This is a genomic window from Bacillus sp. jun7 (assembly GCF_051034795.1).
Taxonomy (GTDB): Bacteria; Bacillota; Bacilli; order Bacillales; family Bacillaceae; genus Bacillus; species Bacillus velezensis.
Map to the genome: position 1 here is coordinate 2,718,994 of NZ_CP093219.1, position 25,080 is coordinate 2,744,073.

Here is a 25,080-nt window from a genome sequence, read left to right on the forward strand (position 1 = left end):
CCGAACCAAGACTCGGGGTTTTTCATGTTTACGCGGAGGTTTCATCATGTTCACCGTCTTTGAAATCGGGCCTTGGGTCATTGAAGCAGATACGGCGGAAACGAGAAAACAATATGAAAAATCATGGCCTGATCCCTGCGATTGCGGGTGCTGCCGGAACTTTTCCGAGGCGGTGAATCTCCTTTCCGCCGAGAAAACAAGATTGTTTACGCAGTTTGGGATTCGTCCGGCTGTCTGTCACGATTTGGGGGAGCATGGAAAGGAAAACGGCCTGCATCATTATGCGGGCAGCTATCCGATTGTCGGCAGGCTTAGGGAAGGCTGGCCAAAGTTTCATATCGAGAGGGCGGGAGATATCCGCTTTTCGTTTTCATTGGCGAGTACAACATTTTTTATACCGAAGGGTTTTCCTGACCCTATTATCCATCTCGACTTTTCACTCTTGCTCCCATGGGTGCTTGAGGAAGACGCGGAGTAAAGCCCGGCGCGCAATGCACCGGGCTCAGTCTTTTTTGCCGAGCCACTTATCCCACCACTTTTTGCGCGGAGCTTCTTTACGGGCGGGGACGTGTTCCTTTTCTTTTTTAGACGGTTCCGGTCCGTAGCACACATCCGCGGGCTCTGTGCCTGCGATGAAATACGTATAATGCTTTGCGGCGCATCCGGGTCCGGAAGTGTAGCCGGAAGCGGGATCGATATAGACGCCCGTGACGCCCTTCGGCGGTTTAAGCGCTATTTCCGGTTCTCCTTCGAGCGCCTTCTCCATAAAGTCCGCCCAAATCGTCTTCGCATAGCTTTTTTCTTCTACTGAATCAATCGTGCTGCTTTTGTCATAGCCTGTCCACACACCGGCGGCAAGAGCGGGATTAAAGCCGATCATCCAGCTGTCTGCGCTGGTCGTGCCTGATTTACCGCCATAGGTTCGGGTCAGCCGGTCAGAAATGGTGCGTCCCGTGACGGAAGTATAGCCGTTTAAATCCTGATCAAACATGCCCGTCATCATGCTCGCCGTCACAAAAGCGGCTTTTTTATCAAGCGTCTGCTGATGTCCGCGCGGCTGTTCATACAAGACGTTGCCGGCGGTATCCGTCACTTTTGTGATAAAGGAAGGGGTGATTTGTTTTCCCCCGTTTGCGAGCATCGCGTAGGCATTAACCATCTCAATCGGGCGCACGGGTTCAGTTCCGAGCGCCAGAGACGGAAGGGGCTTTAAATGTTCGCTGATGCCGAATTCCTTTGCCGCCGACACGAGCTTATTCATGCCGAGAAAGAGATGGGTCTTCACGGCATAAATGTTGTCTGATAACGCAAGCGCCTGAAGCAGCGTAATCGGTTTATTGGCGTAGTAGCCGTTGTAATTGCTTGGAGAATAGGTATCTCCGTTGTCGTCAATCTGGAACTCTGTGGCTTCGCTTTTCATCAGCGTGACCGGTGTAAAGCCGCTTTGAATCGCTTTGTAGTACAAAAGCGGCTTGATCGTGGAAGCCGGCTGCCGTTTCGCCTGTGTCGCCCGGTCAAACGGGCTTTTTTCGTAGTCACGTCCGCCGAGAAGCGCAAGCACGCGCCCTGTTGCCGGATCAATCGCGGAAAAGCCGACCTGAATGTCAGAGCCGGTACGGATCGTATGTGCCACAGTGTTTTCCGCGATCCGCTGCATGCGCTTATCAAGCGTTGTATAAACACGCAACCCGCTCGTTGCGAGCTGTTCGCGCGTCATGCCGAGCTTTTTCTCGAGTTCTTTCATCGCATCATCGTAAAAATAAGGCGCCGTTTTCGCCGCGGTTCTGCTTTTCAGCGGCTGATAGGCAAGCGGCGTTGTCTTAAGCCTTTCCGCCTTTTCTTTTGAGATCATTTTTTGTCCGGCCATCAGACGGAGAATGGTTTCCTGGCGCTGTTTGGCCTTCTTTTCGCTGACATATGGCGAATAGCCGGACGGGCCTTTCGGTATGCCCGCCAGAAGCACGGCTTCCGCATCGTTCAGATCTTTGGCGTGTTTGCCGAAATACAGGCGGGAGGCGGCTTCAATTCCGTATGCGCCGTGGCCGTAATATATCGTATTTACATAACCTTCTAAAATCTCGTTTTTAGAATAGTTCTGTTCAAGGCGGATCGTGTAAAATGCTTCGTTCCATTTTCGTTTCCATGTTTTATCATGCTCAAGGTAGAGATTTCTCGCGTATTGCTGGGTGATGGTGCTGGCGCCCTGAACCTTGGCCATTGCCTTTATGTCAGCCAGCGCGGCGGCGGCCATCCGCCGGTAATCAAAACCGTGGTGATTGTAAAAGTTTTGATCCTCCACCGCAATCGCGGCCTGCACTGCTATCGGATTGATATCTTTTAACCGGACCCAGTAGCGCTTTTCCCCGAAATCGGTCTCACCTAGCTTTGAGCCGTCATTTGCATAAAGAATCGTAGACTGAGGAACCCGGACGGAGGGGGCGCCCTGCCATTTCGCTGCAAGAAGAACGGATGTGAAGCAGACGCCGGCCAGCATTCCGCCGATCAGTGTCAGAAAGATGCAGGCGCGGATGATTTTGAGCGTGATTCTGAGCTGTTTTCCAGATACTTTATCCACTTTTGGGAACCCCCTTTTTCATGATTCTATTATTATGTGAAAAAAGGGGGTTTTTTAAACATATCAAACCGGACACTTCTTTACTTTTTCCCCTCCATCCTCTATACTTTTTCCTTAGGTGAAAATGAGATTTTAACCGGAATAAAAGCGATACAGACGCTTACAATAAATGAAATAAGCCTTGAAAGGGAGATGACAATTGAGCGAGCTTTGGTATACGGAGAAGCAGACGAAGAATTTCGGCATTACATTAAAGGTGAAACAAACATTACATACGGAACAGACGGAATTTCAGCATCTGGAAATGGTGGAGACAGAAGAATTCGGCAACATGCTGTTCTTAGACGGAATGGTCATGACTTCTGAAAAAGACGAATTCGTCTATCATGAAATGGTTGCGCACGTCCCGTTATTTACGCACCCGAATCCGGAAAACGTTCTCGTTGTCGGCGGCGGAGACGGCGGTGTCATCAGAGAGATTCTGAAGCACCCAAGCGTAAAAAAAGCGACGCTTGTCGACATTGACGGCAAGGTTATTGAATACTCTAAAAAATTCCTTCCGTCCATTGCGGGCAAGCTTGATGATCCGCGCGTCGACGTGAGAGTCGATGACGGTTTCATGCACATCGCGAAATCAGAAAATGAGTATGACGTTATTATGGTTGATTCAACAGAACCGGTCGGACCGGCCGTCAATCTGTTCTCAAAAGGCTTCTATGCCGGAATTTCCAAGGCGTTAAAAGAAGACGGCATCTTCGTCGCGCAGACGGACAACCCGTGGTTTACACCGGAACTGATTACAAACGTACAGCGTGACGTGAAAGAAATCTTCCCGATCACCCGTCTGTATACGGCTAATATCCCGACGTACCCGAGCGGCCTGTGGACATTTACGATCGGTTCTAAAAAGTACGATCCGCTTGAAGTGGAGGACAGCCGTTTCTTTGACATCGACACGAAATATTACACGAAAGAGCTTCACAAAGCGGCATTTGTTCTTCCGAAATTTGTGAGCGACTTAATCAAATAAAAACGTACGGCGCAGGAGCGAATCTTGCGCTTTTTTACAGGAAAGCGAGGGTATTATTGATGAGATTTGATGAAGCTTATTCAGGAAAAGTATTTATCGCAAGCCGCCCCGACTGGAAAGAGGCGGACGCCATCCTCTACGGCATGCCGATGGATTGGACGGTCAGCTACCGTCCGGGTTCACGGTTCGGCCCGGGGAGAATCCGCGAGGTGTCTATCGGTCTTGAAGAATACAGCCCGTACCTCGACCGTGACTTGGCTGATTTGAATTTCTTTGACGCCGGAGACATTCCGCTTCCGTTCGGCAATCCGCAAAGAAGCCTTGATATGATTGAAGAATACGTGGACGGCATCTTAGAAAAAGGCAAGTTCCCGCTCGGCATGGGAGGGGAGCACCTTGTATCATGGCCTGTCATAAAAGCCATGTATAAGAAGTTTCCGGATCTTGCCATCATTCATTTTGACGCGCACACCGACCTGCGCACGGATTATGAAGGCGAACCGCTTTCCCACTCTACTCCGATCCGCAAAGCGGCCGAGCTCATCGGGCCGCAAAACGTATTTTCATTCGGCATCCGCTCCGGAATGAAGGAAGAATTTGAATGGGCGAAAGAAAACGGCATGCACATTTCTAAGTTTGAAGTGCTTGAGCCGCTGAAAAAAGTGCTGCCGCAGCTTGCGGGACGCCCTGTTTATGTCACGATCGATATCGACGTTCTTGACCCCGCTCATGCGCCGGGAACGGGCACGGTTGACGCGGGAGGCATCACGTCTAAAGAATTGCTCGCGTCCATCCATGAAATCGCGCGCTCAGAGGTCAGCGTAAAAGGCGCCGACCTCGTAGAAGTGGCACCGGTCTATGACCACTCAGAACAAACCGCAAACACGGCAAGCAAGATGATCCGTGAAATGCTGCTTGGGTTTGTGAAATAATTAAAGTCTCTTATATAACAGCTTTCTTTAAGTTGGGTTAATCTGTTAAAATAAAGGAAACTAACCTTATCGATGAGATTTAAATCAGATATGGATTTTTTTAATGAAGTGAGCATTACGGAATAACAGAAACTAGATATCTTTTCTGATATTCCAATAAAGAAGTACTTATATTTCGGACACAGGGCTATTGCTTTATCAAGAGGAATAGTCCGCTTTAAATATAAAGAAGATTAGGAAAATCAGAAAATTAAAACGTTTTAAAGTCAGTAATAAGAAATTATAATAAAGAGAATTGGAACACATAAAATTATAGTTTGGGGAGTTTGATACATGCACTATAGTATAAATCCACTACTGCATATCATTTACATAACCTTATTGCTAGATTATGAAGGAGGAATGTATTCATGAATATCCTACAACAGGTACAGGAGAAACTCAAAATTGAAATTAACTCAGCGGTTAATGAGGCTGGTTTAATAGATGATATTGATATTTTAAATATAAGACTGGAAAAACCGAAAGACAAGTTAAACGGGGATTTCTCGACAAATATTGCTATGCAACTGGCTAATAAATTAAAAAAAGCCCCACTTCAAATCGCAGAGAAAATAGTTGGTTTCCTTGATAAAGAAAAAGCTTATATCAAAAAAGTTGATATTGTACGACCAGGATTTATCAATTTCTATATGGACAATCATTGTTTAACAGAACTTATTCCTGCTGTAATTAAAGCAGGCGATTCTTATGGAGAGATTAATTTAGGAAAGGGAAAAAGAATTTTAGTGGAGTATGTATCAGCTAATCCTACAGGTGATCTTCATTTAGGACATGCGCGTGGAGCTGCTTTTGGCGATTCACTTTGTAATATTTTTGATAAAGCAGGATTTGATGTAGTGAGGGAATTTTATATCAATGATGCCGGTAATCAGATGCAAAACCTTTCATTATCTATAGAAGCACGTTATTTTCAAGCTTTAGGGCACAACAAGGGTTTACCGGAAGGGGGATACCAAGGATCGGATATAAAAGAAATTGCAATAGAGCTTGTAAAAGCATATGAAGATAAATATTTACATGAAGAAGAAGGTAAGAGACGAAGCTTTTTCTTTAAGTATGGGTTAAAACATGAGTTGGGGAAACTACGAAGAGATTTGGAAAATTTCCGAGTTTCATTTGATGTATGGTTTTCAGAAACCTCACTCTATCAAAAAAATAAAATAACACCAAGTCTTGATGTGTTGAAAGAGAGAGGTTATATATATGAAAAAGATGGTGCCACCTGGTTTAAATCAACAAATTTCGGAGATGATAAAGATCGAGTCTTGATCAAAAAAGATGGATCATTCACTTACTTATTACCTGATATCGCTTATCATAAAGATAAGATAGATCGAGGATTCGATAAACTAATAAATCTATGGGGAGCAGATCATCATGGCTATGTTTCTCGAATGAAAGCTGCAATAGAGGCTTTGGGTTACGAAAAGGAGAAGTTAGATATAGTAATTATTCAACTTGTTAATCTTCATAAAAATGGAGAAAAAGTTAAAATGAGCAAAAGGACAGGAAATGCATTAACAATGCGAGATCTTACTGAAGAAGTCGGTCTTGATGCAGCTCGATTCTTTTTTGCTATGCGGAGTGCAGACACACATCTTGACTTTGATTTAGATCTTGCCGTATCCAAATCTAATGAAAATCCAGTATATTACGTGCAATATGCACATGCAAGGATTTGTAGTATAATTCGGCAAGGAAAAGAGGAAGAACTATTTGCTGATACTGATTGTAACTGGACATATATAAATACGGAAAAAGAATATAACTTACTAAAAAAAATTGGGGAATTTCCGGATTCAGTTAGTGATGCAGCAAAAAAACAAAATCCAAATCGTATTACTAGCTATGTCTATGAACTAGCTACGGCTCTTCACAGCTTTTATAATGCTGAAAAAGTAATCGATCCTAATAATAAAGAAAAAAGTCGAGCTCGTTTGGCTTTAATGAAAGCTACCCAAATAACTATGAAAAATGCATTAAAATTGATAGGAGTTTCTGCCCCAGAAAAAATGTGATATTTGTGAAAAACATTGCTTACTTGGAGCAATGTTTTTTTTATCTAGTTTTCTGAATAGGAAAATTAAACAAAATATTAAAAAAATGGTTGAAAGTATATAACTTATTTGGTAATATTTTAAAGTGAAAGGGAGGTGAAAAAAATGAAAAAAAATTACAAAGAAGATATTTCGAAAGAAAAAATGAACAATAAGGAAAATAACAAACTAATCATTAAAGCGACTGATTTTAAAATTGAAGAAATATCAGAAATGCCAATGGCCCTCCGCCAACAGTCCTGGTATAACAGATAATTTTTTTTCAAGATCCGAAGAATTTTTTCGGGTCTTGAAATCCCAGTAAGAAATTTGGAGTAGGTGAAAATGTGATTAATTTAGAAGATAAATTATATCTTAATGCAGGGATAAGAGTTAAATTTAATGATGATAGTTGGGAATTGATTGACCTCTTAAACAAAAAGAGAAATAAGGTCAACACGTTGATAGTCATGGTAATATCAGTTTTTTCCCATGGAGAGAGTATAGATAATTCTTATAAAATGATCTCTCAAAAAATTAACGTAGAACTATCTGAATTCATTTCTGTAGTTGAAAATTTACTACATAGAGAAATATTAATCGATAAGAAAAATAGTAATCATTTGTGGGCTTTGGAAGTAATAGAAGAATGGAGTAAAAAGGGATGGGATAAGGCAGTTGATTATCACTTATTAACGTATGATTACCCTTTTTTAGATTATAAAAAAGACGGACAACTAAAAGATGTATTTTTAATGGAAGAATATGCTGAAAAGGAAGTGGATCATAACAGAGGAAAAAAATGCGAAAAAGTGAGAAAAGAAATTAAAGTTGATTCACCGATTAATATTTTAAAAAATTTATCAGTGTCATATAAAGATGGATTAAACGCTGATACAATCACAAAATTAATGAGTTCAATTTTTGGAGTACTTAGAAAGAAAAGAATAACGTGGGAAAATGTATCTGATCTGGTCAAAAAAACGAATCCATCCGGTGGTTCGAGACATCCTTCAGAAGGCTACCTTTTTAACTTATCAATAGATAATCTAGAAAAGGGCATTTATCATTTCTCAAGTTTAACTTCAACCTTGGATTTTATTAATGATCTTCCAGAAGAAGATTATTTTAAAAAAGCATTTGCTGGTCCTTTAAGAGCTCCGTTTACTCCAAATGCATTTATTGTAATAACATCGGTTTTTGAAAGAAATATGTATAGATATAGAGAGCCTAGAACCTTTAGAACGGTATTTATGGATGTGGGCCATATAGTTGAGAATATAAGCAAAACAGGAATTTTTTTGGGGATGCATATTTATCCACACCAAGGCATTGATGATGAAATGATAGAAAACATCTTGGGTATAAACTATTTAGAAGAAGGAGCAATTATGGGTATTGCAATAGGAGGAGAAAAATGATCAGTGAATTTAAAACAGCCCTTACTTTTAAAAACAAAACAAATATTAGATTTTTAGAAAATGACTTAGTAGAAATCTCTAATCCTCTAGAAATGAAAAAGTATAAAACTTCTAAAGAAGATCTATTAGAATTAATTTCTCAAATCGAAAATAATAGTTTAGAAGAGGACATATCAAATAAACTTGTTGATTTAAACATCCTTGAATATGAAGGAGAAGAATCATGTACATCATTGATAAAACACTGGGATAAAAGAAACTGGGACGAATCACTAAATTATTATTGTTGGACAAGAAGTATAAAATTTATAGATGAAGGAGATAACTATCAGTCTAAAAGAAAAGAAACTATAGATATGTATTTAAAGGAGGATGGTCTTCCGCTTAGTCCTAAAATTTCCACGGGCAGGAGTATTAAGCTTATAAAAGGTCAGGCACATAATACGAATAAAAGCCTAGGTGAGGTTCTATTGAAAAGAACTACTGTAGAAAAATTCATAAATAAAAAAATTCTTTTTAAAACATTTAGCGAATTTTTGTATTATTCAATGAAGGATATCCGAAATGAAAGAAAAGAATTAGGGAATTCAGTGGATAAACTAGATCTCTTAAATGGACTTAGTTATGCATTCGATTTTTATATAGTGAGTTTTGACGTGGAAGGAATAGAGCAAGGTATATATTTTTATGATGTATGTGAACATAGTCTTGAACTCAAAACAAAAGGAGATTTCAGAGGCAAAGTTCAAGAGGCTCTTATTGGTCAGATGTCACCTTTAACTTCAGCATTTGCATTAATTATTACAGTAGATTATAGAAGAAAACAGTGGAGATATAGGCATAATAGAGAATTAAGAAATGTTTACATAAACTCAGGACAAGTTTGTCAAAAAATGGTCATAGGTGCGACTCAATTTGATTTATATTGTAACTTAACCCCTGCGGGGAGAGATGGATTTTATAATCAATTGTTAGAGTTAGATAGTAGATTTGAACAGGTTATTTATACAATAAATATAGGGTATGCAAATAAAGGTAGAGATAATATATGAAAATAAACTATTTAAAAGAAATCTCTAAAATATCACTTCCGATTTTTGTTAGCTCTAGCACAAGTATATTGTTAGGTTTGGTTGATACTATTTTAATAGGCCGTACAGATGTCAGCCAACTTGCCGGAGTGTCAGGAGGTGCTGCAGTTTTTTCTCTATTTACATCTATTGTTACAGCAACCTTGGTTAGCAATCAAGTGTTTTCCGCAAAATATTTTGGTGAAAATAGATTGGATAAAGTATACAATACATTGGCTAACAATTTTATTTTCAGTATTATTATTGCTGTAATTTCAAGTGTTATAATTCTAACTTGCTCACCATATTTATTTAGCTTAATTGATAGCAATAGTTTAGTCTCGGAAATTTCTTATTTGTATTTAGCGATGCGACTACCTGAACTCTTCTTTCTAATCCCTCTACTATTATTAAAAGATTTATTAAGTTCTTATAAGAAAACAAAATACATTTTGTTTTCTAGTCTATTTATAAATATAGCCAATGTGATCTTTAGTTATATTCTAATTTCCGGGGTGGGTTTTTTTCCCAGAATGGGTGCATGTGGAGCTGCAATTGGTAGTAGCTTAGCAACTTTATGTGGTTTAATATATATATATATAGTTTACAAAAAGGAGAACATATACCGAAAACAAAAAATTATCTATAAAGTTAATTTTAGGGAAATTTTCGAAGTTCAAAAGTTTTGTCTTCCTGCTATGAGTTCAGCAACTTTTGATTATATAGTCAATTTAATCATATTCTGGTTATTAGGAGTAATGGGAGCTATATATCTTGCTGGAGGCAGAGTTGCATTTCAACTGGATATGTTGATTTTCACATTTTCAATGAGTCTTGGTATAGGGGGGAACATTTTGATAGGTAGAGCTTGGGGAGAGGGAAAAGAAGAAGAAATTAAGAAGATTTTTTCTACAAGTGTTTTATTCTTATGCATAATAATACTGGTACCTAGCTTAGTTTTCATTATCTTCCCTAATAATATTTTAAGTATATTCACTAATATACCCGAGTTAGTAAGTGTTACCAAAAACTCCGTGGTGCTAATTGGAATATCTGCTCCTATAATTGCTCTCTCTTGTGTATTATCAGGGACACTACGTTCCTTAGGAAAAACTAAAAATGAAATGTATGCAAACTTAATACCAATTTGGTTTATCCAGTTACCTTTGGCTTATTTTCTAGGAGTTAGACTAGGATATCATTTAGACGGTGTTTATATTGCTTTTCTGTTTTATTGGATAGGTAGATGCTTAATGTCAATTTGTTTTATTAACGCTGTTTTTAAAAACCAAAACTACATGAAAAATGTGAATGCCTAAATGAGCAACAGTAAGAGTGCCTTGAAAAAAATAGCATCTAAACACATTAACAAGTGGAGAATAAAAAATCCTATCCAATCTAGATTGAACGGAGGAATTTTAAATCATCTTCAATTAGAGGACTTAACTGTCGGAGGATTTGAGAACCAGATATTATTATTAAATGATTTTGAAAAGGAAATAAAACTTGTAAAAAACTTTGATAAAGAAGATGAATTTTTCAAAAAGGAAATACTTCGTTCTATAAAATTAAAAAAATATATTTTAAAAAACGATAACCCTTATAAAAGAAGTTTAAATAGTTATCTAAAGTACATAACACTGGTGATATATTTCCATAAAGAAAATTTAAATTCACATACTGTTGAGAATATTTACAGAGCACTGGTTACTGCGTCTGAACTAAAAATTAATGTGAATTTAGAAGATCAAAAGTTTGCTCAAGATTTGATAATTTATTTGATGAAAATTCATGTAAAAGATTGGCGAATAAAGAAACAATTAGATATGTGTATTAAATTATTGATCAGTATATCTTTAAATAAAGAAAAAAAACTATTTAGGCCTGAAATAGAAAACATAAACTATTTGTTAACGGAATGTTACGGAACCAAAAATACTCTAGGTAGTTGGCGGAATGATATACAAGAATGCTTACTTGAAGAATTAACTCAATTAAATAAAATGGAGTACCCGGAAATAAACAATAATATAGTTACTATCAAGGAAAAGGAAGGGCTTACAAAATATATATATGATTATATAAAAAAATTGTATAAAAAAAGTCATTTTGAGCAGGATAATTCTTTAGATTTTGATATTGAATTGCTCCCTAATATATTTAGTTATATAACAAGAGAAGGTTTCTATTTGCATAACAAGATAGAAAAAAAATTACTGATTTCTAACGAGATGACAAAATTATACAATGCGGACAAGCGAGAATTTGAATCGTTCATTTATGCATTTTTGTCGCATGAAATTTATCCTGGACATCACCATCATATTAATTCAATAAAGTATAAATTTATTAAAGAACATCTTGATTTTCTAACCAATCCTATTGGTTTAGAAGGGTGGGCAGTTTATAGCGAGCAGATATTAAATCAATTGGGTTTTGGTTATGAACTTAAACTTAACAACCTTAAAAAAATAATACCGGTCTCTATTTTTTTTGAAATGCTTCTAAATGGCGAGAAAAGTGCAGAAAAATTAATTGAAAAAATATTTAGTTCTAATAAACAATTGTATAATGAATTTAAAAGAAATAAAGGTTTTGGTTCTGTTAATTTAGTTTATGTAATTGGTTATATTGAATATACTAAGATTTTAAAAAGTAATAAACGTTATGATCTCAATAAAGTGCTATCTCTTGGACCGTTAACTCCTTCTTATTTCAACTCTTTATTAGACTTACAAAAAAAATAACTTCAAAATAAGCCTAAGACAATTTATTTAACCCTAGAAAAAATAACTTCTGGATTTTGGCAATATGGTTGTACTTGTGAGTATTTCCAGATCTGAAAGTTCGTATATTAAAGTTTTAGCCTGTCAGATAAGGGTTTCGTTGAAAAATTTAGAAGAAGTAAGGCGAACCGCTTTCCCACTCTACTCCGATCCGCAAAGCGGCCGAGCTCATCGGGCCGCAAAACGTATTTTCATTCGGCATCCGCTCCGGAATGAAGGAAGAATTTGAATGGGCGAAAGAAAACGGCATGCACATTTCTAAGTTTGAAGTGCTTGAGCCGTTGAAAAAAGTGCTGCCGCAGCTTGCGGGACGCCCGGTTTATGTCACCATCGATATCGACGTTCTCGACCCCGCTCATGCGCCGGGAACGGGCACGGTTGACGCGGGAGGCATCACGTCTAAAGAATTGCTCGCGTCCATCCATGAAATCGCGCGCTCAGAGGTCAGCGTAAAAGGCGCCGACCTCGTAGAAGTGGCACCGGTCTATGACCACTCAGAACAAACCGCAAACACGGCAAGCAAGATGATCCGTGAAATGCTGCTTGGGTTTGTGAAATAGAAAGAAGAAAACCCGGAATAACAGGGCAGAAGCAGCCTTTGTTCCGGGTTTTTTGTAATAGATATTAAAACACTCGAGGGGATTGTCCCCGCAAACCTAAAATGAAATCTTTCATAATAAATTCAAATCATGGCGCGTTCAGAAACATAATAATGAGGAGTTAAGCTATTCATTATCCCTGCTGATACTAATATCGTACTCACAGCAAAACAGACTATAAGTAATTTATACTTCAATTTCATATAAATTCACTCCTCCTTCGATCTGCTGTCTGGCTTCTTCAACTTTTAAAAAGTAGACAGAAGCTTTTTTATATTCTTCTTTTGTGTAATAATATTTAGCTACATCAAGGGCTAATTCCTCAATATCAGCATACATCAATTTACTTTCAAGAAAATGCAGACAATCGTTTATTAATGTATCTCTTGGATCCGGCATATATAAATATTCCAAAAATTTAAATTTTTCCTCGTAAATTATATCATCTATTTCCTTACATATTGAGATACCTTTTTTATGATAATCGTACGCATTATCTATATTTTCTAACTTAAAATAAATCTGTGTAAGTAAGAAGTAGGGCTGCGGAAGTGAATGGCTCATTTGAGCTTTTTCAAAAACAGCTATGGCTTCTTTTAAATGGGGAATAGCCTCGACTTTATTGTTTTGATTATTATGGCATAAAGCGATGTTAAAAAGTGTTCTCCCCATTAATTGCGGCTGCTGCTCCAATTCAGCCATCGTATATGCCTTTTGAAAGTGGGAAATCGCGTGATCGTATTGCTTTACATCAAGATAATTAGCCCCAAATAAAGAATGGCACTGGGTTAATCTAATATTGTATTTTTTTTCATCTTTATAAATTAAATAAGCCTGCCGCGCATAATCCATCGATACATAAGTTTGTTTCATATAATAATAGACTTCTGACATTTTAAAGTAAAATTCAGCTTTTTCTATATGATCTTTAACGTACGTCAGTTTGCTTTCAGCTTTCTTAAAAAACTGAATCGCTGAAAGATATTCACGGCATTCCAGCTCATACATCCCCCGGAAAAAATTAAAATAATAATCAAGCCGTCCGGTCAGCCGGGCCTGCTTTTTATCAATATCCGCGAGCAGATCCGATAGTCTCGGCTGTTCTTCTATCCGCTGCGATTCCAGCGGTTCGAGGTATTCGAGCATCAGATTGTGGCGGAATTCCATGAGAGAATAGTACAGGTGAAGATCCTGGTCATCTTCCAGGCCTGCAAGTTCTTCTTTGATTTCTCTCCGCAAGTACTCGGCGTCCGGGATGCTGAATCTTCGAATGTACATATACCATTCGTTGATTTTTTCTCCAATCGCTGAAGACGATAAAACACTCGCCACTATTCCGAATCCCTCCCTTCCACGTTATGTATATGACATATTTTATCATTTTCATTCGGAAGGATAGCGCAAAAATACCGCAAACTTTTCCCCTTTGACAAAGCCGTCCGCCGAAGGAACCGCATTTATCCCGCAGCCTAGGTTTTCCGGTTTTTTCATTTTCCTTAAAAATCATGTTTATCTTCAAAACCAATCAGCAAAGATGGTAAGATAGGAGGAAGCGGTTGAACTTTTTCCCTTGAAAACTTATACTATTCAGGTTAAGCGGGATGATGAAAAGGAAGTGTCAGCATGAGACAGGAGACACCAGTAGCCATTCATGTGCAATCATTCATTCATAACGGCTCTGAAGAAGAGTCGGTTGAATTTACATCGAGTGGATTCTATTACGTGAGAAACGGCAAAACGTATCTTTCCTATCACGAAGAGCATGATTTGGGCAAGATTAAAACGGTCGTCAAGATCACAGAAAAAGAGATTCTCGTAATGAGATCGGGCGCCATCCAAATGAAACAGCGGTTCATTCCGGGGGCATCGACACTCACTCAATATAAACTGCCGTTCGGACAAATGGAGCTCCGTACGGAAACGAAAAACATTCAATCTGATGTCGGCGGTTCGGAAGGCTCCGTCAAACTGACATATAACATGACTGTAGGCGAAAACCAAGAACATGTACATAACATGACGATCCAATATAAGGAGGAAACAAAGGCATGAATATTGCGGAACAGATGAAGGACGTGCTGAAGGAAGAGATCAAAGCGGCCGTTCTGAAAGCGGGCCTGGCGGACGAAAGCCAGATTCCAAGCGTACTGTTAGAAACGCCGAAAGACAAAACACACGGTGATTATTCCACAAACATGGCGATGCAGCTGGCGAGAATCGCAAAAAAAGCGCCGCGCCAAATCGCTGAGGAGATCGTGGCGTCATTTGATAAAGGCAAAGCTTCCATTGAAAAGATGGATATTGCGGGACCCGGCTTTATCAACTTTTACATGAACAACAGCTACTTAACAAAACTGATTCCGTCCGTGCTTGAAGCGGGTGAACATTATGGAGAGACAAACATCGGACAAGGCGAAAAGATTCAGGTCGAATTCGTATCAGCCAACCCGACGGGAGATCTTCACTTAGGCCATGCGCGCGGCGCGGCGGTAGGTGACGCGCTGTGCAGCGTGCTTTCTAAAGCGGGCTATGATGTGAGCCGTGAATACTATATTAATGATGCGGGCAACCAGATTAACAACCTGGCGCTTTCCGTTGAAGTCCGTTATTTTGAAGCGCTCGGCCTCGAGAAACCGATGCCGGAAGACGGTTACCGCGGCGAGGATATTATCGCCATCGGGAAAAAACTTGCCGAAGATTTCGGTGACCGTTTCGTACATGAAGAGGAGAGCGAACGTCAGGCGTTTTTCCGTGAATACGGCTTAAAGTACGAGCTTGATAAACTTCGCTCCGACCTGGAAAATTTCCGCGTGCCGTTTGACGTATGGTATTCTGAAACGTCCCTGTACGAAAACGGAAAAATTGATCAGGCGCTCGAGACGCTTCGCGAAAAGGGCCATGTATACGAAGAGGACGGCGCGACATGGTTCCGCTCCACAACGTTCGGCGACGATAAAGACCGTGTGCTGATCAAAAAAGACGGCTCATACACTTATCTGCTGCCGGATATCGCATACCATAAAGACAAACTTGACCGCGGATTCGACAAGCTCATCAATGTATGGGGCGCGGATCATCACGGGTATATTCCGCGTATGAAAGCGGCGATTGAAGCGCTCGGTTACAAGAAAGGCACATTGGAAGTTGAGATCATTCAGCTCGTTCATTTATACAAAAACGGCGAAAAAATGAAGATGAGCAAACGTACGGGGAAAGCCGTAACGATGCGCGACCTGATTGAAGAGGTCGGCCTTGACGCGGTCCGTTATTTCTTCGCGATGCGCAGCGCTGATACGCATATGGATTTTGACTTGGATCTTGCCGTATCAACATCTAATGAAAACCCTGTGTATTATGCGCAATACGCACACGCACGTATTTGCAGCATGCTTCGCCAAGGGGAGGAGCAGGGACTTAAACCGGCGGCAGATCTTGATTTCAGCCATATTCAATCAGAAAAAGAATATGACCTGCTGAAAACAATCGGCGGCTTCCCTGAGGCAGTGGCAGAAGCGGCGGAAAAACGCATTCCTCACCGTGTCACAAACTATATTTATGATCTGGCTTCCGCTCTGCACAGCTTCTACAATGCAGAGAAAGTCATCGATCCGGAAAATAAAGAGAAGAGCCGCGCGCGTCTCGCTTTAATGAAGGCGACGCAAATTACGCTGAACAATGCGCTTCAGCTGATCGGCGTATCCGCTCCGGAAAAAATGTAATGATGATCAAAGGACAAAGTCTTCGGGCTTTGTTCTTTTTTTTGCATATAAAGCGTGTGATGTAATTCACAATCCCGCACACTGAGTTTTTGTATGATAAGACTGATATTGAATCAGTGAAAGGGGCAAGCCGAATGATCAATCGTCAACATACTCAATTATCGTTGCAGTCATTAAGCTTAGTGGCAGGGTTTATGGTGTGGGTGCTGATTTCATCGCTCATTTCTCAAATGACATCAGATATTCATTTAAGCAAAGGCGAGATTTCATTGGTGACGGCGATTCCCGTTATTCTCGGATCGCTTCTCCGTATTCCTTTAGGATATTTAACGAACAGGTATGGCGCGCGGCTGATGTTTATGATCAGCTTCATCCTGCTTTTGTTTCCCGTATTTTGGATCAGTATCGCGGATTCTTTATTTGATTTAATTGCGGGCGGCTTTTTCTTAGGGATCGGGGGAGCGGTATTCTCCATCGGAGTGACGTCCCTCCCGAAATATTATCCGAAAGAAAAGCACGGTGTCGTCAATGGGATTTACGGTGCCGGAAACATCGGGACCGCCGTTACTACCTTTGCCGCGCCAGTTATCGCTCAAGCCGCGGGATGGAATGCAACCGTGCAGATGTATCTTGTTTTGCTGGCTGTTTTCGCATTACTGCACGTTTTGTTCGGCGACCGGCATGAGAAGAAAGTCAAAGTTTCCATAAAGACACAAATGAAAGCCGTTTACCGAAATCGTGTGCTGTGGATGTTGAGCCTGTTTTATTTTATTACGTTCGGCGCCTTTGTCGCCTTTACCATCTATCTTCCGAATTTTTTGGTTGAGCATTTTGGGCTGAGCCCTGCGGACGCCGGTCTGCGGACGGCCGGCTTTATTGCGGTCTCTACGCTGCTCAGGCCTGTGGGAGGGTTTCTTGCAGATAAACTGAGCCCGCTCCGCATTCTGATGTTCGTTTTCGCAGGGCTTACGCTGTCAGGCGTCATGCTGTCATTCTCCCCGGCGATCGGCCTTTATGCGTTCGGATCGCTGACGGTGGCAGTCTGCTCAGGGATTGGAAACGGGACGGTATTTAAACTGGTGCCTTTCTATTTTTCGAAGCAAGCGGGGATTGCCAACGGTATTGTGTCTGCCATGGGCGGACTGGGCGGTTTTTTCCCTCCGCTGATTCTGGCAAGTGTATTTCAGGCAACGGGTCAATACGCGATCGGGTTTATGGCGCTTTCAGAGGTTGCGTTAGCCAGCTTTGTCCTTGTGATCTGGATGTATTGGCAGGAAAGAATGAAAACACATACGGAGAGAAACAGTCATAGCCTTGATTCATAATGATCCATTCACAAGATTGTTAATTTTTTCTGGGCGAGTGCAAATCAAGTCACGTTACAATATACATACGCAACGTGACTTTCTTCGAGGTGAGCTCATGAATATTCTCTCTGTCCGAAAATCTGATAAAGAACTTCTTTCCCGCGAACTGCATGAATTGCTGGAATCGATCAGTACGAAAAGGAAAATGAAAAAACACACGTATTTGTTTCAAGAAGGAATGGATGCAGAAGAGCTTTATCTGATTCAATCAGGACTCATTGAAATCGGCAAGCTGACGTCTGACGGAAAAGACCTGACACTTAGAATCTGCCAGAAACACGATATTATCGGGGAATTGACGCTATTCACAGATGAGCCGAGATATATGCTCAGTGCGAAAGTGTTAGAGGACGGGGAGGTGCTCGTCATTAATAAAAACAAGCTGGAAAAGGAATTGATCCAAAACGGTGTTTTAACGTTTGAATTTATGAAATGGATGAGCACCCATCTGCGAAAAATCCAGTCTAAGATCAGGGATCTGCTTCTTCACGGCAAAAAAGGGGCGCTCTATTCTACCCTTATCCGCTTATCAAACAGCTACGGGGTGGAACGAAGCGACGGGATTCTGATTAACATCGTGCTGACAAATCAGGATTTGGCTAAGTTTTGCGCGGCGGCAAGGGAGAGCGTCAACCGCATGCTGGGAGACCTCCGCAAACAAGGGGTTATTTCGATAGACGAAACCGGAAAAATTATTTTGCACAAGCGGGACTATTTACGATGCGAGATCGAGTGTGAAAATTGTCCGCTTGAGATCTGCAATATTGACTGAAAAAACAAGGGCAGCCGATGTCCTTGTTTTTTAGCTTGTGATACATATACACATGACGGCGAAAAAGAAGCCGGCATTTACGATTTCCAGAATGCCGATCGTTTTCACCGGCCAGTCTCTTCCATGAAAAAACCAAGCCCGCAGACTGCTTGGGATAAAAGCGAGAAACGCCCAGCCTGCCCCGAGAAGGGCCGATAAAAAGGGGAGCAAGAGGTGATATCCCCACGACCAGTAAGCAAACCTTCTGTTTTTTCTCTCCCTTATGACCGATTTCACATAAAAAGAACTCCCGACAAAAAATAAAGCGGATTGCAAGAATAGAAACCAAGCCCAGCCGTCAAGGATTCCCGTTCCCAGCCAGCAGCTCGCAAGTCCGCCCGAACAAAAGAACAGAACACCCGCAATATCATTCGTAAGCGCCCGTTCGTTTTTTCGGCGGGCATAATGCGTATGTATGAGAAACAGCGGCAATAAAAAAACGCCGATCCAGACGAGCTGCGGCTTATGAAAGACAGAAATGATCAAAAAGCAGCAGGCCGGAAAACCGTAATACCATATCCACTTTTGATAGGGCTGAAGCTGTTTCTTTTTCAAAGCGAGCGAAACGGGATAAACCGTCAAGTAAAGGAACAGCCAGCCCAGAAAGAGCGGAATATGCCAGAAAACCGGGCCTCCCTTAACCATGCCGAGTAAAAATGGAATCAGCAGCATCGCCCATGCGCCGTGCTGCTTCGGAATCATCGCTTTCATCGAAACCCTCCTTTTTATTTCATTATAAGTGCAAACACTCTCCTGATAAGTGACCTTTATCATACAAGCTGTGAAATACATCACTGCCGCGCGGGCTCAATCGGGCTACACTAAAGCTATCAATAGCACAGGAGGCTTTCCTATGAATCAGTGTGACTATTTATTATTTCTGAAACAACTTCCTATGTTTAATGAAGTGCCTCTGTCCATTGTCGAAACCTTGCTGAAAAACGGGACGTTTATCCGCGGCTCATCTGACCAATCTCCATCCTTTCTTCATTCACAATCCGTTTATATTGTATTAAAAGGCAATATCCGTTTTACGGACAGCAGGCTCCCTGAAGGGTCGCAAACCGTTGCGCTGTGGGAAAAAGGCGATGTGTTTCCGATTGATGAAAAAGGCGGGCTCTCTTTATCGCCTTTTATCTCAGTCAATGCCTCACCGGATATTCTGGTACTCCATATTCCATATTCCGTATTTAAGCAAATGATGTCTTACCATCCGCGGCTGCAAATGAACTTTTTGGCGATGCTTCAGCAAAATGTCTTCTGTTCCTATCAGTTGTTTTTGAGGTATCTGCATACATCACGGGATGAAAACGCCGAACCCGGTTCTTAAACAGAACCGGTTTTTTTGATGACGCGGGCGTCCCTATATCGTTTGAAAATCCTTCCTGCTGCTCTGTGTGAACGTTTTGTGAAAAAAGCAGAGTGTGTGACATAGTTCACAAGGTGATGCGCCGTCTCTGTTTATAGTGTACATAGCATCACCTGACTCGGAAGGAGTGAACGATCATGAAGAAAAAGAAAATGAGTCCGTTGCTCAGGAGATTAAACTATTTTTCTCCTATCGAACATCATTCAAATCATCATAGCCAAACGACAAGCGAAGATCGTGATTGGGAGAATGTATACAGAAACAGATGGCAGTACGACAAAGTCGTTCGCTCCACCCACGGCGTCAACTGCACGGGTTCTTGCAGCTGGAATATTTATGTGAAAAACGGAATTGTCACGTGGGAAGGACAAAACTTGAATTATCCATCAACAGGCCCGGATATGCCTGATTTCGAACCGAGAGGCTGTCCGCGGGGGGCCAGTTTTTCATGGTACATCTACAGCCCGCTCCGTGTGAAATATCCATATGTGCGAGGTGTGCTGATCAATTTGTGGCGGGAAGCGTTGCAGGCGCATCAAAATCCGCTGGATGCCTGGAAAGCGATCGTTGAAAACCCTGAAAAAGCGAAGTCTTATAAACAGGCAAGAGGGAAAGGCGGCTTTGTCCGCGCGGAATGGCCGGAAGTGCTGAAGCTGATTTCAGCCTCTCTGCTGTATACAGTGATGAAATACGGGCCTGACCGGAATGTCGGTTTTTCTCCGATTCCCGCCATGTCCATGATCAGCCATGCATCAGGTTCGCGATTCATGTCTTTAATCGGCGGCCCAATGCTCAGTTTTTATGACTGGTATGCGGATCTTCCGCCGGCGTCCCCGCAAATTTGGGGCGACCAGACGGACGTTCCGGAAAGCAGTGATTGGTACAATTCAGGCTATATCATCACATGGGGTTCCAACGTTCCGTTAACGAGAACGCCTGACGCGCACTTTTTGGCGGAGGCCCGCTATAAAGGCGCCAAGGTGATTTCAATCAGTCCCGATTTTGCGGAGTCCTCAAAGTTCGCGGATGACTGGCTCAGTATCCGCCAAGGGACTGACGGAGCCCTGGCGATGGCGATGGGTCACGTCATTTTGCAGGAATTTTACGTGAATCAAGAGACGGAACGTTTCATTGAATACGCAAAGCAATACACGGATTTTCCATTCCTCGTCACCCTGTCAAAAGAAAATGGCGTATACACAGCGGGACGGTTTCTGCATGCGAAGGACATCGGGCGGCAGACAAAGCATGATCAATGGAAGCCTGCGGTCTGGAATGAACAAACAAACGAATTTGCTATACCGCAAGGAACAATGGGCTCCCGCTGGGACGGACAGCAAAAATGGAACCTGCATATGATCGATGAAGACACTGGGGAACCGATTGAACCCCGTCTCTCCGTGCTCGGAATAGAGGACGAAATCGGCTCGGTGCGCATTCCGTATTTTTCAAATGACGGAAACAAAGTGCTTGAGCGGGATCTTCCTATTAAAAAATTGGATCTGAATGGTGAAGAGACGTACGTCACGACCGTGTTTGACTTGATATTGGCAAACTACGGCGTGAACCGGGGCATCGGCGGACAATCAGCCGCATCTTATGATGATCCCCGTCCGTTCACACCTGCCTGGCAGGAACAGATCACGGGAATTAAAAGAGAAGCCGTTATACAGATTGCCAGGGAGTTTGCTCAAAATGCGATCGATACAGACGGCAGATCGATGATTATCGTAGGGGCGGGAATCAACCACTGGTTCAACTCCGACACGATTTACCGTGCGGTGTTAAATCTTGTTTTACTCGTCGGCGCCCAAGGCGTAAACGGCGGAGGCTGGGCCCATTATGTCGGGCAGGAAAAGCTCCGTCCGGCTGAAGGGTGGCAGACGATCGCAACCGCAAAGGACTGGGAAGGCGTGCCTAAACTGCAAAACGGCACCTCATTTTTTTACTTTGCGACAGACCAGTGGCGTTATGAAGACCAGCCGATCAGTGACTTGGCTTCACCGATCGCCGCGTCATCCCGCTACAAGCATCACGCCGATTACAATGTGCTGGCAGCGCGATTAGGGTGGCTGCCGTCCTATCCGACATTCAATCAAAACGGCATCAATCTGTATCAAGAAGCTGAGAAGGCGGGGGCGGCGACACCTGAAGACGTAGGTGCGTACGTGGCCTCACGGCTTCAAGAGAAAAAATTGAAATTCGCGATTGAAGACCCGGACAATGAAGTGAATTTCCCAAGGAATCTCTTCGTATGGCGGGCTAATCTGATCTCAAGCTCAGGAAAAGGGCATGAATATTTTCTCAAGCATCTGCTGGGGACTACGAACGGTCTGATGAATGACGACAGCGACAGCATCCGCCCTGAAGAAATCAAATGGCGGGAACAGGCGCCGGAAGGCAAGCTTGACTTGTTAATCAATCTCGACTTTCGAATGGCCGGTACGGCGCTGTATTCCGATATCGTGCTGCCGGCGGCGACATGGTATGAAAAACACGATCTCAGCAGCACGGATATGCACCCGTTTATTCATCCTTTTGCTCCGGCGATCTCGGCGCCGTGGGAATCGAGGTCAGACTGGGATATTTTCAAAGCACTGTCAAAAGCCGTTTCCGACCTGGCGGAAGAAGTCGAGATGGAGCCGGTGAAAGAGGTAGTCGCGACGCCGCTCCTCCACGACACGATGCAGGAATTGGCCCAGCCGTTCGGAAAAATCAATGACTGGAGCAAGGGCGAATGTGAAGCCATTCCGGGAAAAACGATGCCGAACATCCATGTCGCTGAACGGGATTACAAACACATTTTTCATAAAATGACCGCGCTCGGCCCTCATACGGCTTTAAAACCGAGCGGAACAAAAGGGATGAGCTGGTCGATCGCCGATGAATATGAATCGCTCAAAAAGAGACTGGGAGAAACCGATTCAGACGGCGTTGCCAAAGGATGCCCGAATATAAGTGAAGCAAAGCAGGCGGCAGAAGCGATTTTAACCCTGTCGTCCACCTCAAATGGAAAGGTCGCCGTAAAAGCATGGGAATCGCTTGAAAACATCACAAACCTGAAGCTGAAAGACCTGGCGGAAGAACGCGAGGAAGAATGCTTTACGTTCGAGCAAATTACAGCCCAGCCGAAAACGGTCATCACGTCTCCGGCTTTTACCGGCTCAGAAAAAGGAGGGCGCAGATACTCGCCGTTTACGACGAATGTGGAAAAATTAATCCCGTGGCGGACGCTGACAGGCAGACAATCCTATTATGTCGATCATGAACTGATGATGGAATTCGGTGAAACGATGGCGACATTTAAACCGATCCTCCAGCACCGTCCGTTCCTAAGCAAGCGGCCTGATCAAGAGGGCAAAGAGATCGTTCTTAATTATTTGACGCCGCATAATAAATGGTCCGTTCACAGCATGTATTTTGATTCCCTGCCGATGCTGACGCTGTTCCGGGGCGGGCCGACCGTGTGGATGAATAAAGATGACGCAGAGGACACGGATATCAAAGACAACGATTGGATTGAATGCTTCAACCGAAACGGCGTTGTCGTGGCGAGAGCGGTTTTGTCTCACCGGATTCCTAAAGGAATGGCGTTTATGCACCATGCCCAGGACCGCCACATCAACGTGCCCGGCACAAAACTGACGAATAACCGCGGAGGCACCCATAACAGCCCGACAAGGATTCACGTCAAGCCGACCCAGATGATCGGGGGCTACGCACAGCTCAGCTACGGCTTTAATTATTACGGTCCGACGGGGAATCAGCGCGATCTGAATGTCGTCATCCGCAAGCTGAAGGAGGTCGATTGGCTTGAAGATTAAAGCGCAGATCGGGATGGTCATGAATTTGGATAAATGCATCGGCTGCCACACGTGCAGCGTCACCTGCAAAAACACGTGGACAAACCGTTCCGGTGCGGAATATATGTACTTCAATAATGTAGAAACAAAGCCCGGCATCGGCTACCCGAAGCAATGGGAGGACCAGGACAAATATAAAGGCGGATGGACGTTGAAAAAAGGAAAGCTTGAACTGAAATCAGGCCCGAAAACGAATCGGCTTGCAGGCCTTTTCTATAACCCGAACCAGCCGACGATTGATGACTACTATGAACCTTGGAACTATGATTATGAAACATTAACAAACAGTCCGCAGAAAAAGCACCAGCCGGTGGCGCGGCCGAAATCGTCCTTGACGGGTGATTTTATGAATATCGAATGGGGCCCGAACTGGGAGGATGATCTCGCGGGCGGCCATATTACAGGGCTTGAAGATCCAAACGTTCAAAAAATGGAGGAATCGATCAAAACAGAATTCGATGAGGTCTTTATGATGTATCTGCCCCGTATTTGTGAGCACTGTATCAATCCGGCATGCGTGTCATCCTGCCCGTCCGGCGCCATGTACAAACGTGAGGAAGACGGCATCGTACTCGTTGATCAAAACGCGTGCCGTTCATGGAGATATTGCGTCTCATCCTGTCCTTATAAAAAAGTCTATTTTAACTGGCAGACGAACAAAGCGGAAAAATGCACACTCTGCTTTCCGCGCTTGGAGGCGGGGATGCCGACCATCTGCTCCGAAACGTGTGTGGGCAGAATCCGCTATCTCGGCGTCATGCTGTACGACGCGGACAAAGTGGAGGAAGCGGCCTCCGTTGAAAATGAAAAGGATCTCTACCATTCCCAACTGGACGTTTTTCTTGATCCGAATGATCCTGAGATTGCCAAACTGGCAAAAGAACAAGGCATCCCGGCTGAATGGATAGAGGCCGCGCAGCAATCGCCAATCTATAAAATGATCATCGATTGGAAGATTGCGCTGCCGCTTCATCCTGAGTACCGCACACTGCCGATGGTTTGGTACATTCCGCCGCTCAGCCCGATTATGAATCTCTTTGAAGGAAAAGGCAGCCGGCAAACGGCGGAAGATATTTTTCCGGCTATCGACCAAATGAGAATTCCGATTGACTATTTGGCCCAGTTATTAACGGCCGGTGATACGGATCATATTCGGTCAACGTTAAAGAAAATGTCTGTCATGCGCCAGTATATGAGAGCAGTCCAGACGAATAAATCCATCGACCCGGCACTGATCTCCGGTGTCGGTTTAACAGAAAAGCAAATTGAAGACATGTATCGGCTGCTGGCGATCGCCAAATATGATGACCGCTTTGTGATCCCAAGCAGCCATCGAGAAGAAGTGTCTGATTTATACGCTGAACAAGGAAGCTGCGGCTTGTCATTTTCAGGCGGCCCCGGCTCTTGTTTCTAACTTTTGATAAATGAGGTGAAACAAG

20 protein-coding genes and 1 pseudogene are annotated in these 25,080 nt (G+C 42.7%); 17 read left to right on the top strand and 4 right to left on the bottom strand.

Annotation, left to right across the window (positions count from 1 at the left end):
• The first annotated feature begins 46 nt into the window (after nt 1-46).
• Nucleotides 47-478 (top strand): hypothetical protein, encoded by a 432-nt coding sequence (locus tag MJQ52_RS13260; RefSeq protein WP_077722995.1) that lies wholly within the window; start codon nt 47-49, stop codon nt 476-478.
• A gap of 24 nt (nt 479-502) precedes the next feature.
• Here MJQ52_RS13260 and MJQ52_RS13265 read toward each other — a convergent pair whose 3' ends face one another.
• On the bottom strand, nt 503-2,575 hold the full coding sequence (locus MJQ52_RS13265) for a transglycosylase domain-containing protein (protein ID WP_265210207.1): 2,073 nt from the start codon (nt 2,573-2,575) through the stop codon (nt 503-505).
• A gap of 199 nt (nt 2,576-2,774) precedes the next feature.
• Here MJQ52_RS13265 and speE point away from each other — a divergent pair, with 199 nt between their 5' ends.
• The 9 genes and pseudogenes from speE to speB (MJQ52_RS13310) all read left to right on the top strand — a co-directional run.
• Nucleotides 2,775-3,605 carry a spermidine synthase gene (gene speE / locus MJQ52_RS13270; protein ID WP_003151052.1) on the top strand — a complete coding sequence of 277 codons (831 nt, stop codon included), beginning with the start codon at nt 2,775-2,777 and terminating at the stop codon, nt 3,603-3,605.
• Between the two features lie 59 nt (nt 3,606-3,664).
• Entirely contained in the window at nt 3,665-4,537 is an 873-nt protein-coding gene (speB, locus tag MJQ52_RS13275) for an agmatinase (RefSeq protein WP_003151054.1), read from the top strand.
• Between the two features lie 410 nt (nt 4,538-4,947).
• Nucleotides 4,948-6,618, top strand: a complete 1,671-nt coding sequence (gene argS / locus MJQ52_RS13280; protein ID WP_025853609.1) for an arginine--tRNA ligase — start codon at nt 4,948-4,950, stop codon at nt 6,616-6,618.
• Between the two features lie 144 nt (nt 6,619-6,762).
• Nucleotides 6,763-6,912 (top strand): hypothetical protein, encoded by a 150-nt coding sequence (locus MJQ52_RS13285; RefSeq protein WP_155759322.1) that lies wholly within the window; start codon nt 6,763-6,765, stop codon nt 6,910-6,912.
• A gap of 71 nt (nt 6,913-6,983) precedes the next feature.
• A complete protein-coding gene (locus tag MJQ52_RS13290) occupies nt 6,984-8,057 on the top strand; it encodes a SagB/ThcOx family dehydrogenase (protein WP_071543388.1) in 1,074 nt (357 codons plus the stop codon).
• Nucleotides 8,054-9,109: a SagB/ThcOx family dehydrogenase gene (locus MJQ52_RS13295; protein ID WP_071543387.1), complete on the top strand. Its 1,056-nt coding sequence runs from the start codon at nt 8,054-8,056 to the stop codon at nt 9,107-9,109. The genes MJQ52_RS13290 and MJQ52_RS13295 overlap by 4 nt, the downstream gene beginning before the upstream one ends.
• Entirely contained in the window at nt 9,106-10,446 is a 1,341-nt protein-coding gene (locus MJQ52_RS13300; RefSeq protein WP_094247420.1) for an MATE family efflux transporter, read from the top strand. Before MJQ52_RS13295 ends, MJQ52_RS13300 begins: the two co-directional genes overlap by 4 nt.
• The gene (locus MJQ52_RS13305) at nt 10,447-11,874 is read left to right on the top strand and encodes a DUF885 family protein (protein ID WP_071543386.1); all 1,428 of its coding nucleotides are present in this window, start codon (nt 10,447-10,449) and stop codon (nt 11,872-11,874) included.
• 161 nt (nt 11,875-12,035) lie between these two features.
• Nucleotides 12,036-12,473: pseudogene (gene speB, locus MJQ52_RS13310) on the top strand (agmatinase); the annotation flags it as partial.
• A gap of 122 nt (nt 12,474-12,595) precedes the next feature.
• Here the strand turns inward: speB (MJQ52_RS13310) and MJQ52_RS13315 are convergent.
• Nucleotides 12,596-12,715 carry a PhrC/PhrF family phosphatase-inhibitory pheromone gene (locus MJQ52_RS13315; RefSeq protein ID WP_017418707.1) on the bottom strand — a complete coding sequence of 40 codons (120 nt, stop codon included), beginning with the start codon at nt 12,713-12,715 and terminating at the stop codon, nt 12,596-12,598.
• Complete coding sequence (locus MJQ52_RS13320) at nt 12,699-13,844, bottom strand: Rap family tetratricopeptide repeat protein (protein WP_081364451.1); 1,146 nt, start codon at nt 13,842-13,844, stop codon at nt 12,699-12,701. Before MJQ52_RS13320 ends, MJQ52_RS13315 begins: the two co-directional genes overlap by 17 nt.
• 291 nt (nt 13,845-14,135) lie before the next feature.
• On the opposite strand from MJQ52_RS13320, the gene MJQ52_RS13325 reads away from it, so the two are divergent.
• The 4 genes from MJQ52_RS13325 to MJQ52_RS13340 all read left to right on the top strand — a co-directional run bounded on the left by MJQ52_RS13325 (nt 14,136) and on the right by MJQ52_RS13340 (nt 18,370).
• Complete coding sequence (locus MJQ52_RS13325) at nt 14,136-14,564, top strand: DUF1934 domain-containing protein (protein ID WP_003151069.1); 429 nt, start codon at nt 14,136-14,138, stop codon at nt 14,562-14,564.
• A complete protein-coding gene (gene argS / locus MJQ52_RS13330; protein ID WP_025853601.1) occupies nt 14,561-16,231 on the top strand; it encodes an arginine--tRNA ligase in 1,671 nt (556 codons plus the stop codon). The genes MJQ52_RS13325 and argS (MJQ52_RS13330) overlap by 4 nt, the downstream gene beginning before the upstream one ends.
• 134 nt (nt 16,232-16,365) lie before the next feature.
• Complete coding sequence (gene narK / locus MJQ52_RS13335; RefSeq protein WP_025853600.1) at nt 16,366-17,556, top strand: nitrate transporter NarK; 1,191 nt, start codon at nt 16,366-16,368, stop codon at nt 17,554-17,556.
• 97 nt (nt 17,557-17,653) lie between these two features.
• Nucleotides 17,654-18,370 carry a Crp/Fnr family transcriptional regulator gene (locus MJQ52_RS13340; protein WP_025853599.1) on the top strand — a complete coding sequence of 239 codons (717 nt, stop codon included), beginning with the start codon at nt 17,654-17,656 and terminating at the stop codon, nt 18,368-18,370.
• Between the two features lie 30 nt (nt 18,371-18,400).
• Here the strand turns inward: MJQ52_RS13340 and MJQ52_RS13345 are convergent, their stop codons facing one another.
• The gene (locus MJQ52_RS13345; RefSeq protein WP_017418714.1) at nt 18,401-19,120 is read right to left on the bottom strand and encodes a YwiC-like family protein; all 720 of its coding nucleotides are present in this window, start codon (nt 19,118-19,120) and stop codon (nt 18,401-18,403) included.
• A gap of 142 nt (nt 19,121-19,262) precedes the next feature.
• Between MJQ52_RS13345 and MJQ52_RS13350 the strand changes: the two genes are divergently transcribed.
• From MJQ52_RS13350 to narH, 3 genes are all read left to right on the top strand, one after another.
• Nucleotides 19,263-19,739, top strand: a complete 477-nt coding sequence (locus MJQ52_RS13350; RefSeq protein WP_007407629.1) for a Crp/Fnr family transcriptional regulator — start codon at nt 19,263-19,265, stop codon at nt 19,737-19,739.
• Between the two features lie 176 nt (nt 19,740-19,915).
• Nucleotides 19,916-23,602, top strand: coding sequence for a nitrate reductase subunit alpha (locus MJQ52_RS13355; protein ID WP_025649384.1), 3,687 nt, complete (start codon nt 19,916-19,918; stop codon nt 23,600-23,602).
• Nucleotides 23,592-25,055: a nitrate reductase subunit beta gene (narH, locus tag MJQ52_RS13360; RefSeq protein WP_025853598.1), complete on the top strand. Its 1,464-nt coding sequence runs from the start codon at nt 23,592-23,594 to the stop codon at nt 25,053-25,055. The genes MJQ52_RS13355 and narH overlap by 11 nt, the downstream gene beginning before the upstream one ends.
• Nucleotides 25,056-25,080: the final 25 nt, after the last annotated feature.